The following is an 11835-nucleotide window of genomic DNA, read 5'->3' as shown; positions in this document are numbered from 1 at the left end:
AAGCTGGTCATCTTTTAATTAGGGTGATCAGTTTTTTGTATGGATGATTAGATGAAGATTTAAGACGGATGGTAGTTTGAGAAATAGGTCGTCATAAAGGGAATGAAAACCAAAAGGCAGAGGAAAAGCAGAGCTAAAGGTCGATATCAAGGAGATAACGACCTAAACCTGAGAAAGAGCCATTAATTAAAAAACTTACTGTGTATTTTCTCATATAAACTATTAGAATGAAGATTAGAACTAAATAAGCCATACATTGTGTTTTGGAGGTTAGATTATGCTTATAACTGAAAGGCATCAAATTATATTAAACCTATTAAAAGAGAAAAAAAATGTAAAGCTCCAGGAATTAGTGGATTTAACGAATACATCTGAATCAACGTTAAGACGTGATCTTGATCAATTAGAGAAACAAAACTATTTAAAAAGAGTTCATGGAGGAGCTTCATTAATTCAAAGTAAACGAGAAGAACCAAGTGTTAACGAAAAAACGACTAAAAACTTTGATGAGAAAGGAATCATTGCTAAATATGCGGCAAATTTAATTCAAGATGGAGATTGTATTTATTTGGATGCAGGAACAACTACTTATCAGGTAATCACCTATTTGAACCAAAAAGATATTGTTGTTGTAACCAACGGTGTTGACCATCTAGAAGCATTGCTTGAAAAGGATATTGTTACTTATTTTATCGGTGGTTATGTGAAAAAAGTAACGAAAGCAACAATTGGTCGTGATGCATACACAAGTATTAAGAATTACCGTTTTGATAAGTGCTTCATGGGAACAAACGCAGTTCATCATGATCTTGGTTTAACAACCCCAGATCCTGAAGAAGCTCAAATAAAAGAGAGGGCTATATCATTATCACGAGAAGCCTTTATTCTTGCTGATAGTAGTAAATTTGGGGAAGTGTCATTTTCTAAATTTGCAGAATTGGATGAGGTGAAAATTATTACAAATAGTGAACCTGCGACTCAATTAAACAAATATGAAGAAAACACTGAGATTATTCTTGTAAATTAAATCTTTCGCTTAGCTGTTCCTTGAGTTGACATGAGGAACAGTTTTTTTGATTTAAAGATAAGGTTCATTATTAAGTTCATTTTCTAAGATCTGTAAAAAGTAAAACCAATATTATTAGTAAGATCAAAATCGAAAGTATTTTTTAGTTTTGCAGAAAAAGAATGATTTATAACTATAAAAGAAAGAAATAATATCAAGATCAGATTGTTTAAAGTCTAATTGGTATTAAATAAGAATTTCATAAGCTTTAACAAAATAGCCAATGTAAAACCTTTGACATAAGGTAAGAAATAATGTAAATTACCTAATGTACGAACAATATATAATAACAACCTTTTAAATATTCGTTTTTAGGAGTGCTAAATATGGAAAATGTATTTGATTATGAAGATATTCAATTAATTCCGGCAAAATGTGTTGTGAACAGTCGATCGGAATGTGATACAAGTATTACCCTTGGTGGACATAAATTTAAACTACCAGTAGTGCCTGCTAATATGCAGACTATAATAGATGAGAAGATCGCCATTTACTTAGCGGAAAATGGTTATTTCTATGTAATGCATCGTTTTGAACCTGAAAAGAGAGAAGAATTTATTAAAGATATGAATGCTCGTGGTTTAATCGCTTCAATAAGTGTTGGTGTTAAAGAAGAAGAATATGGATTTGTCGAGCAATTATCAGAGAAACAACTTACACCTGAATTTATTACAATAGATATTGCACATGGACATTCCAAAGCAGTTATCGAAATGATTCAGCATATCAAAAAGCACTTACCACAGAGCTTTGTAATAGCTGGAAATGTAGGAACGCCTGAAGCGGTAAGAGAGCTAGAGCATGCTGGTGCTGATGCAACAAAGGTTGGAATTGGACCAGGAAAGGTTTGCATTACAAAAATAAAAACGGGTTTTGGTACTGGTGGCTGGCAGCTTGCAGCACTTCGCTGGTGTGCAAAAGCAGCAAGCAAACCTATTATTGCAGATGGTGGTATTCGTACACATGGAGATATTGCTAAATCCATTCGTTTTGGTGCCTCTATGGTTATGATTGGTTCTTTATTTGCTGGACATGAGGAATCTCCAGGTCAAACAACTGAAAAAGATGGCAAGCTATATAAAGAATATTTCGGCTCTGCTTCAGAGTTCCAAAAAGGTGAAAAGAAAAATGTAGAAGGTAAAAAAATGTTTGTTGAGCATAAGGGATCCTTGCAGGACACATTAACTGAAATGGAACAGGACTTACAATCATCTATTTCATATGCAGGTGGAACACATTTAGAAGCCATTCGCCATGTTGATTATGTAGTTGTTAAAAACTCAATTTTCAATGGAGATAAGGTTTATTAAACACTCTTATTGTGTTAATTGATCAAATTCATTCATGCTTAGTAACAGTGGTTTTATCGTGTATGTACTGATAGTATGGAGGCAGGGACATAAGTAGTTAAGCTAATGTTAAACCCGAATTATTAGGTGATATTTCAATTATCATTCGCCTAATAATACGGGTTTTTATCTGCCGTCTTCAATAGATTTCTTGATTTTGGATTCTATTTTAAAAACTTAGTGAAATGGAGCGGAAGACACTAGGGCACCTACGGAAATAGAGGAAGAGCTGAGACCTAAGCAGGTGAAGCTGAGGAGGCATAGCTTCCTCCCCGTGGAACGCGAGTGTCTGCAGCGTAATGGAACGAACTTGTTTTTTCAACCTAACTGAATTTAGATTTATTCGTCTTTTTGGATTATTTCTTTAAATATGTCCCAGCCTCTTTTTATTTGTTTTGATTATCAAAAGGTGTTTCTTTAGGATGTAAATTGGAGTGAAAATAGTTATTTTTAAAATGGGCTTTACAATAAATTAACATTTGATGTAAAAAAACATTGAAATTAAAATGATATTTTCATATAATGAAGTATGAAAACGTTTCCAAGTGTCAAGCAAGGTGGGCAACATAGAGCCTATGGGGAGGGAGAAATTTTGTCTACCATTGAAGATGTCGCAAGGTTAGCCGGTTTATCGAGAACAACAGTATCAAGAGTATTAAATGACCATCCATATGTTTCTGATGAAAAGAAAAAGCTTGTTCAGCAGGCAATGGAACATTTGGGGTATGTTCCGAATTCGGCTGCTAGAAGCTTAAGAAATCAAAAGTCTCAGATTATTGCTGTATTGATTCCAAAGATATCAACACCCTTTTTTAGTCAGCTCATAGAAATATTAGAAATGGCAGCTTCTGCAAAGGGCTACCAGCTGATTATTTGTCAAACTCAATTCTCAAAACAGAAAGAGAGAAGTTATTTAAACCTACTCAAAACGAAACAGGTTGATGGGGTTATCATGACATCTATTGAAAACGATTGGGCAATCATTGATTCTTATTTGAATTATGGTCCAATTGTTCTTTGTAATGAGGTTGTAGAGCAAGCTGAGATTCCGATGGTGTTTATTAATCAAACAAAAAGTGGATATATGATAGCGAAACATCTACTTGAAAGAGGACATAAACATATAGCTTATTGTTCAAATGGATATATAAGCGAGGGAATGACTGCTAGAAAAGAAGGCTTTATAAAAGCGCTAGCTGAGGCAGGTATTCATTTTCAAAGTAAACTTCATTTTGAAAGGGTTTCCACAGTTAATGATGGAAGACACATATTCCGAGAAATGGAGAATTTGAACATATGTCCAACTGCTATTTTCACTGGAAGTGATGCTGTTGCAGCTGGAATCATTTCTGAGGCGAAGAAGGCTGGATGGAGATTACCAGATGATTTAGCAATTGTAGGTTATGACAATATGGAATTAACCGAAATTATCGAGCCTATGGTTACAACAGTTATATTGCCAGTTGAAGAAATGGCATCGAAAGCTATGGATGTAATTTATGAAAAAATACATAAAAAACAATTTCGTTCTTTTGAAAAACATGAGTTTGCCTCAAAGCTAGCTTTACGAGATTCCACAATGTTTCGTAGAAATCTAGTTGCGACATCATAAAAGAAAAGGATGCCGATTAAATACAATCGCATCCTTTTCTTTTTTTAAAGCAATTTTTTGATACCCATGCAAATTTTAAGAGAATACTTCTCTTCTAGATTGCAATGTTTCTAGCAGTGAAGACTTTGAGAATTCAATTGGCTTATTTAGTGAGACTAGGGGCAAATAACTATATTAACAGATTTTAATTGAAGTAATAAAATCGATGCACTATTAATATGAGATCTTTAGTACATTAACTGTAGAATTATAAATCGCTTACATGAAGACACTCATTACATGTATTACCATAACATTCATGCTGTTCTTCAATTTCATTTCCACATTCCTTGCATTGTTTTCTCGGTAAGTTTCTGAAAAATTCAGTTAATTTCATCATCATTTGTAATCCCTCCATGTCATTTGTTACTGTCATTGTATTATAACAGTTAATAAAGTGTCAACAACTGTTTTGTAACAACTTATTGCGAATTGTGCTAAATATTGATATATCAATGTTAATTCATTGAAAAAAGGGCTATTAACCAGATATTTTCTTGATTATTGACTCATAATGGGGAATACGTGAAGAATAGCTAACAAGCTTGTATAATGATAGGGAGAAATAGGAGGATGATGTTTCATGAAATTAAAGGTTATTGGCTATTGGGGTGGATATCCAGAAGCAAATGAAGCAACCTCTGGATATTTAATTGAATCAAATGGTTTTAACTTATTAATCGATTGTGGCAGTGCTGTATTATCAAAGCTACAAGAAAGTATTTCAATTGATCAATTAGATGCTGTTGTATTATCTCATTACCATCATGATCACATAGCAGATATAGGACCATTGCAATATGCATGTTATGTCACATCTCTCATTCATAATAAAGATAAAACATTACCAATTTATGCACATGCTTTAGATCAGGAGGCTTATAAAAAATTAACTTATAAGCAAGCAACTAAAGGAATCGAATATGATCATACACAACAAATAGTAGTTGGTCCTTTTACAATATCTTTTTTACCAACGATTCATCCTGCACCTTGCTTTGCTATGAAAATATCTGATGGAAACTCAAGCCTAGTATATACTGCAGATTCAAGCTATCAAGACGAATTTATATCATTTTCATCTTCGGCAGATTTGCTTATCGCAGAGTGTAGCTTATATGGAAATCAGGATGGAACAGCAGCTGGTCATATGAACAGTACAGAGGTTGGTAGAATAGCCCATTTAGCAAATGTTAAGAAACTCTTATTAACACATTTACCTCATTTTGGTGATCATCAAGATCTTATTAAAGAAGCTAGAAATGAATATAAAGGTGAAATTTCTCTTGCAAAAACTGGCTTTACATGGAGTAGCAATTAAAGGAGGAAAATGAATGTTATTTATTGATAATCAAGGAATTACAGATCCAAAAATTAATTTAGCAATAGAAGAATACGCGGTTAAACATTTAAATCCTAAAGAATCCTATTTATTATTTTACATAAATGAACCATCAATCATAATTGGTAAAAATCAGAACACAATTGAAGAAATTAATACCACGTATGTCGAAGATCATTCTATCCATGTTGTTAGAAGACTTTCTGGTGGTGGTGCTGTTTACCATGATGAAGGAAATTTAAACTTTAGTTTTATTACTAAAGATGATGGTGAAAGCTTTCATAATTTTAAAAAGTTTACAGAGCCTGTGGTTCAAGCTTTAGGAAAAATGGGTGTTAAAGCAGAGCTAAGCGGTAGAAATGATATTATCGCTAATGATGGACGAAAGATCTCTGGAAATGCTCAGTTTTCAACAAAGGGAAGAATGTTTTCACATGGTACATTATTATTTGATTCTGAAATTGAAAATGTCGTATCAGCACTGAAGGTTAAAAAAGATAAAATTGAATCTAAAGGGATAAAATCTATTAGAAGCAGGGTTGCAAATATAAGTGAATATTTGGATGAGAAAGTGTCAATAAAGCAGTTTAGAGAGCTGTTGCTTCACCAAATTTTTGGTGATTATGATACGATCCCACAATATGTACTAACAGAAGATGATTGGAAGAAAATAAACGAAATTTCTCAAAATCGTTATCAAAATTGGAATTGGAATTATGGAAAATCGCCAAAATTCAACTATCAGCATTCACACCGTTTTCCTGTTGGATCAATTGATGTTCGTTTTGAGGTTCAAAAGGGGATCATCAAGAATTGTAAGATCTACGGTGACTTTTTTGGAGTAGGAGATGTGGAAGAAGTTGAACATTCTCTAACTGACATAAAATATGAACGAGCAGCCATTGAAACAGCTTTGAGTGATATTGATGTAAAAAAATATTTTGGAAAAATTGATAAAGAAGAATTTATCAATTTAATTTATTAATTAATTCACTTAAGAGTTTTTACTATGTGAAGGATGTTTTCGTAGTTGTTTTGCAATCCTAAGTAAACAATACTGTATCAAGCATAGTGGCATCTATTCTTCATAGGTTAGTCCCTTATTATGCAATAAAACAATGCTTCTATTGCAAAATTAAGGAAAATAGCAACAGTTTCTCAAAAAAGAGCCTATATGAAATAAGGATAAGCATACTAAATCTTGCAATGGTTTGGTGTGCTTATTTTATTAATGTCAAATATATATCAATTGAGATTTATATATAACATACTAAACACTTGATAAATAACATTATATTTTCAAACTTTTACATGTGGAATCAATTCCAGGTCATTGAATATTATGAATTCTTTCAATATAATATAGGTAGAATATTTTTTATGCTTAACGCAGTATAAATGTAAAGCAATGAATAATGGAAGAATAGCTAAGGGGTAAGAAGCTACGTTAAGTTGTGTTTTTATAAAATCAATATTCTATTAGAAGTAGAAGTGCATCTGAGAAAACTGTTATGCAATTGCATATTTTTTATGACTAAAAAATGAATGGTTATTCATTCATTTTTACTACTAAGGGGTGGGAGAATGAATTTATCTTTACAGTTATCACAAACAGTAAAGGAATATGGTAATAAGCCAGCAATTATTTTTGAAGGCACTGAAACAACCTATTTACAGCTTGAAGGGGCAATTAATAAGTTTGCAAGTAGCTTAAATGAATTAGGAATTTCCAAGGGAGATCATGTTGCAGTTGTATTAGGAAATTCACCATACTTCATTATCTCTCTTTACGGGGCTATTCGTGCAGGAGCAACGGTTATTCCGATAAATCCTATTTATACTCCAGATGAGATTGCTTATATTATTAACAATGGAGACGTTAAGGCTGTTGTTACATTGGATCTACTACTTCCACTATTTGAAAAAATGGAGGCGATATTACCTACAGTAGGTCATATAATAACCTGTGAAACTCCACCAAATGAAAACAAAGCAGAACTTGATATTACTAAGCTAAATATCTACACAAAATTGAAATCGTTTACAAAAATGCTTTCTGTTGGCAGAGCACAATTTGATGGTCCTGTGCTGAATGATTATGATGTCGCTGTTATTTTATATACATCTGGTACAACTGGTAAGCCTAAGGGTGCCATGCTCACACATAAAAATCTTTATAGTAATGCAATTGACACAGCAAATTATTTAGAAATAACTAACAATGATATTGTTGTGACAACATTACCTATGTTTCATGTATTCTGTTTAACAGTTTCATTAAATGCACCATTAATGAATGGAGCGACATTACTTGTTGTACCTCGATTTAGTCCTGAGATTATATTCAATTTAGTAAAAAAATATGAAGCAACTGTTTTTGCTGGAGTACCGACTATGTATAATTTTTTACTTCAATTTGATCAAGCGAACAAGGCTGACTTAAAGTCTTTAAGAATTTGCATTTCTGGTGGAGCATCAATGCCTGTTGCGCTTTTAAATGGATTTGAGCAAAAATTTGATGTGATGGTTTCAGAAGGATACGGTCTTTCAGAGGCTTCACCGGTTACGTGCTTTAATCCTCTTGATCGCCCAAGAAAGGCGGGTTCAATCGGAACAAGCATTGTAAATGTAGAGAATAAAGTCGTAAACGAATTAGGTGAAGAGTTACCACCAAATCAAGTAGGTGAATTAATTGTTAAAGGACCTAATGTAATGAAAGGATATTATAAGATGCCAGAAGAAACGGCAGCTACGATCCGAGATGGTTGGCTTTATACTGGTGATTTAGCAAAAAAAGATGAAGATGGTTATTTTTATATTGTAGATCGAAAAAAAGATATGATTATTGTAGGTGGCTATAATGTTTATCCACGTGAAGTTGAGGAAGTTCTATATAATCATGAAGATGTGGTCGAAGTGGCTGTTCTTGGAATTCCAGATCCAAATTTTGGTGAAGCAGTGAAATGCTTTGTTGTCGTAAAAAATAACCAAATAACTGAAGAGATACTTCTTGATTATTGTAAAGAGCGTATCGCTAAATATAAAATTCCAAATTCTATTGAATTCTTAGAAGAATTACCTAAGAATACAACAGGAAAGATTTTAAGAAGAGCATTAAAAGATCAAGTTCTCCAAAAATGATACTTTAGAAGAATACAATAAAGTAAGATGCTAGACACAAATATCGTGCAGATATTTGTGTTTTTTTGTATATGAATGACTATGAGTAAAATCCTAAAGCTTTCTCCGGATAACATTTTATAGACTGCTTTTTTGATAGTTTCTACCAATAATCTTTGAAAATGAAAGAAAATTTATGAAAATATTCAAAAAATATTGAACTATTTCTCTTTTTCTGTATAATTTAATCAATGAAAGCATAAAAGCATAAAAGGGATTATTTAAAAAATAGAAACGTAAAAAAGGGGAGTTTAACATGAATAAAGGTTGGAAAATTGGTTCAGGTCTAATGTTAGCTAGTTTTTTAGCATTAGCAGGCTGTGGTTCAAGTGAATCATCATCTGAAGGTAAAAATGAAGGAAGTGGCTCTGCAGAAGGAGCAAAAACATACACAATTGGTGTTAACCAAATTGTTGAGCATCCATCACTTGATGCGGCATTAGAAGGATTTAAAGCTGCTTTAAAAGAAAAGGGCTTAGAAGTAGAGTATGATGTGCAAATTGCTCAAGGAGATCAAAATAATAGCCAAACGATTGCTAATAATTTCGTTGGTGATAAAGTAGATTTAATATTTGCTAACTCAACACCTAGTGCACAAAGTGCTTTAAATGCAACAACTGATATACCAATCATTTTTACATCTGTAACAGATCCTATTGGTGGCGGACTGGTAACTAGCTTTGAAGAGCCAGGAGCAAATATTACAGGTACAACTGACACACATCCAGATGCGATACCTAATACTGTGAAATTCATTGATGAAAATATAGATGGAAATAAAGTCGGAATGATTTATAATTCTGGTGAACAAAACTCTGTTGCTCAAATTGAATTAGTGAAAAAAGCAATGGAAGGAACAGACTTAGAGGTTGTTGAAGCATCAGTATCAACATCTGCAGAAGTAAAGCAAGCGACAGAATCATTAATAGGAAAAGTTGATTCTTTATATGTAATTACAGACAACACAGTTGTTTCAGCTCTTGAAAGTGTTATTGGAGTAGCTAGTGATTCTGATATCCCATTATTTGTTGGAGAATTAGATTCAGTTGAACGCGGTGGATTTGCTGCTTATGGTTTTGATTACTATGATATCGGCTTTGAAGCTGGTGAAATGGCTGTTAGTATTTTAAATGGTGAGAAAAAAGCAAGCGAAATTCCTGTTCAATATCCACAAAAGCTTAAGCTACAAATTAATGCAAAAGCTGCAGAGGATATGGGAATTGAAGTAAAAGAAGAATGGAAAGAAGAAGCAGAAATTTTAGAATAAAGGTGATGAAAGATGTTTACAGCCCTATTTGGATCAGTAGAGTCAGGATTAATTTATGCGATAATGGCTCTTGGAGTATACCTATCATTTCGAATATTAGACTTCCCAGATTTAACAGTTGACGGTAGCTTTGTTACTGGTGCAGCAGTAAGTGCTGTTTTAATTGTTAATGGTGTTAATCCTTTCCTTGCCACTTTAGTCGCATTAATCGTGGGCTTCTTGGCTGGCTGTATCACAGGGGTACTGCATACAAAAGGAAACATTAATCCACTTCTATCAGGAATTTTGATGATGATTGCACTATATTCTATTAACCTTAGAATTATGGGGAAATCAAACGTACCATTATTACAAGAAGAAACGGTTTTTACTCAGCTTTTGGAGGGATGGAATAAGCTTGGTATTGACGCTGCCATCCAACAGCTTTTCATTTCAATTGGACTCGAAGGATTTGTTCCTAAAACATGGTCTGTTGTTATTATCATGCTAATTTTAATCTTTGTTATTAAATATATTTTAGATTATTTCTTGAAAACTGAGATGGGACTTGCAATTAGAGCTGTTGGTGATAATCAAAATATGATTACAAGCTTTTCTGCTAACACAGATATGCTTAAAATTGTCGGCTTAGGATTATCAAATGCTCTTGTAGCATTCTCTGGTGCATTTATTGCTCAATACAATGGATTTAGTGATGTTGGTATGGGGATCGGAATGATCATTATTGGCCTAGCATCAGTTATTATTGGAGAAGCAATAGTTGGTACAAAAACGATTGTAAAAGCAACAATTGCCGTTATTATCGGTGCGATTTTGTATCGTATTATCGTTGCGATGGCACTCAGAGTGAACTTCTTTGAAACTGGTGATATGAAGCTGATTACTGCATGTATTGTCATTGGGGCTCTTGTTATTCCACAAATTATTGATAAACAAAAGGATAAGCGAAAAAAAGGCTTACGCAGAAAGCGAGGTGTAGGCGATGCTACAATTAGACCAAATATATAAAGTGTTTAATGAAGGATCTGTTGATGAAAAAATAGCGTTAAACTCATTGAATTTGTCTTTAAATGAAGGAGATTTTGTCACTGTCATTGGTAGTAATGGTGCTGGAAAATCGACATTATTAAATGTCATAGCTGGACGAATCACTCCTGATGACGGTGATGTGCTTATTAAAGAGAAATCAATGATTGATGTTCAAGAGTATAAACGTTCCCGCTATATTGGCCGAGTGTTTCAAGATCCAATGGCTGGTACATCTCCAACGTTAACAATTGAAGAAAATCTTGCTATTGCATATTCTCGTGTTCATAAACGGACGTTAAAGCCTGGTGTGACTTCAAAACGCAGATTGTTTTTTAAAGAACAGCTAGAAATGCTAGGATTAGGCTTAGAAAACAGATTATCTGCTAAAGTAGGCTTACTTTCTGGAGGAGAACGTCAAGCGTTGTCGCTATTGATGGCAACATTCACTAAGCCTGATATTTTGCTATTAGATGAGCATACTGCAGCACTTGATCCATCTCGAGCAGAGCTGATAACTAATTTAACTAAAAAACTTGTTGAAAAAGGTAATCTAACGACTTTGATGATTACACATAATATGCAACAAGCTGTTGATTTAGGAAACCGATTGATTATGATGGATAGTGGTAATATTGTTTTCCAAGCTGAAGGAAAACAGAAAGAGGGCTTAACAGTAAGTTCATTACTTGAGGAGTTCTCAAAAATTAAATCGGATAGTTCATTATCTGATAAAGCATTACTAATTTAAAAAGGTGCATGTCCCACATTGGTTGAGGGACATGTACCTTTTTTATTGTAGGCTGTGGGGCTACAGGCTATTTTACAGATGAGTGTATTTTGTGGTTTTAAATAAGTTGATGGGTAGTAACTAGTTCGTTTCATTTCGCTGCAGACACTTGCTTTCCGCGGGGAGGAAGTCAAGCCTCCTCGGCTTCGCCTGTGGGGTCTCGA

The 11835-nt window shown here is 33.5% G+C and carries 10 protein-coding genes; 9 read left to right on the top strand and 1 reads right to left on the bottom strand.

The genetic code is table 11. From position 1 onward, the window contains the following. The first annotated feature begins 277 nt into the window (after positions 1-277). The 3 genes from JOC75_RS10535 (at position 278) to JOC75_RS10525 (ending at position 4027) form a co-directional block, all read left to right on the top strand. Positions 278-1027, top strand: coding sequence for a DeoR/GlpR family DNA-binding transcription regulator (locus JOC75_RS10535; protein WP_204954004.1), 750 nt, complete (start codon positions 278-280; stop codon positions 1025-1027). A gap of 365 nt (positions 1028-1392) precedes the next feature. Next, positions 1393-2376: a GMP reductase gene (gene guaC / locus JOC75_RS10530; RefSeq protein WP_204954003.1), complete on the top strand. Its 984-nt coding sequence runs from the start codon at positions 1393-1395 to the stop codon at positions 2374-2376. 631 nt (positions 2377-3007) lie between these two features. Further along, on the top strand, positions 3008-4027 hold the full coding sequence (locus JOC75_RS10525; RefSeq protein ID WP_204954002.1) for a LacI family DNA-binding transcriptional regulator: 1020 nt from the start codon (positions 3008-3010) through the stop codon (positions 4025-4027). A 247-nt stretch (positions 4028-4274) separates the two neighbouring features. On the opposite strand, the gene yhfH is transcribed toward JOC75_RS10525, so the two are convergent. Beyond that, entirely contained in the window at positions 4275-4409 is a 135-nt protein-coding gene (gene yhfH, locus JOC75_RS10520; protein WP_204954001.1) for a protein YhfH, read from the bottom strand. A 240-nt stretch (positions 4410-4649) separates the two neighbouring features. Between yhfH and JOC75_RS10515 the strand changes: the two genes are divergently transcribed. The 6 genes from JOC75_RS10515 (at position 4650) to JOC75_RS10490 (ending at position 11632) form a co-directional block, all read left to right on the top strand. Continuing rightward, on the top strand, positions 4650-5387 hold the full coding sequence (locus tag JOC75_RS10515) for an MBL fold metallo-hydrolase (protein ID WP_204954000.1): 738 nt from the start codon (positions 4650-4652) through the stop codon (positions 5385-5387). Between the two features lie 13 nt (positions 5388-5400). Then, positions 5401-6393, top strand: a complete 993-nt coding sequence (locus tag JOC75_RS10510) for a lipoate--protein ligase (protein WP_204953999.1) — start codon at positions 5401-5403, stop codon at positions 6391-6393. Between the two features lie 599 nt (positions 6394-6992). Continuing rightward, the gene (locus JOC75_RS10505) at positions 6993-8549 is read left to right on the top strand and encodes a fatty acid--CoA ligase family protein (protein ID WP_204953998.1); all 1557 of its coding nucleotides are present in this window, start codon (positions 6993-6995) and stop codon (positions 8547-8549) included. A 295-nt stretch (positions 8550-8844) separates the two neighbouring features. Then, positions 8845-9855, top strand: a complete 1011-nt coding sequence (locus JOC75_RS10500; protein ID WP_204953997.1) for an ABC transporter substrate-binding protein — start codon at positions 8845-8847, stop codon at positions 9853-9855. Positions 9856-9867: 12 nt separating this feature from the next. After that, on the top strand, positions 9868-10863 hold the full coding sequence (locus JOC75_RS10495) for an ABC transporter permease (protein ID WP_204953996.1): 996 nt from the start codon (positions 9868-9870) through the stop codon (positions 10861-10863). After that, the gene (locus tag JOC75_RS10490; protein ID WP_204953995.1) at positions 10838-11632 is read left to right on the top strand and encodes an ABC transporter ATP-binding protein; all 795 of its coding nucleotides are present in this window, start codon (positions 10838-10840) and stop codon (positions 11630-11632) included. The genes JOC75_RS10495 and JOC75_RS10490 overlap by 26 nt, the downstream gene beginning before the upstream one ends. Positions 11633-11835: the final 203 nt, after the last annotated feature.

It is taken from the genome of Metabacillus crassostreae, assembly GCF_016908395.1.
Taxonomy (GTDB): Bacteria; Bacillota; Bacilli; order Bacillales; family Bacillaceae; genus Metabacillus; species Metabacillus crassostreae.
The sequence above is the reverse complement of the archived record's forward strand: the minus strand, read 5'-3'. Positions and strand labels throughout refer to the sequence as shown.

Coding starts and splice junctions, on each gene's coding strand:
- JOC75_RS10535 (WP_204954004.1), top strand. CDS start 278: ATGCTTATAACTGAAAGGCATCAAATTATATTAAACCTATTAAAAGAG.
- guaC (WP_204954003.1), top strand. CDS start 1,393: ATGGAAAATGTATTTGATTATGAAGATATTCAATTAATTCCGGCAAAA.
- yhfH (WP_204954001.1), bottom strand. CDS start 4,409: ATGATGATGAAATTAACTGAATTTTTCAGAAACTTACCGAGAAAACAA.
- JOC75_RS10515 (WP_204954000.1), top strand. CDS start 4,650: ATGAAATTAAAGGTTATTGGCTATTGGGGTGGATATCCAGAAGCAAAT.
- JOC75_RS10510 (WP_204953999.1), top strand. CDS start 5,401: ATGTTATTTATTGATAATCAAGGAATTACAGATCCAAAAATTAATTTA.
- JOC75_RS10505 (WP_204953998.1), top strand. CDS start 6,993: ATGAATTTATCTTTACAGTTATCACAAACAGTAAAGGAATATGGTAAT.
- JOC75_RS10500 (WP_204953997.1), top strand. CDS start 8,845: ATGAATAAAGGTTGGAAAATTGGTTCAGGTCTAATGTTAGCTAGTTTT.
- JOC75_RS10495 (WP_204953996.1), top strand. CDS start 9,868: ATGTTTACAGCCCTATTTGGATCAGTAGAGTCAGGATTAATTTATGCG.
- JOC75_RS10490 (WP_204953995.1), top strand. CDS start 10,838: ATGCTACAATTAGACCAAATATATAAAGTGTTTAATGAAGGATCTGTT.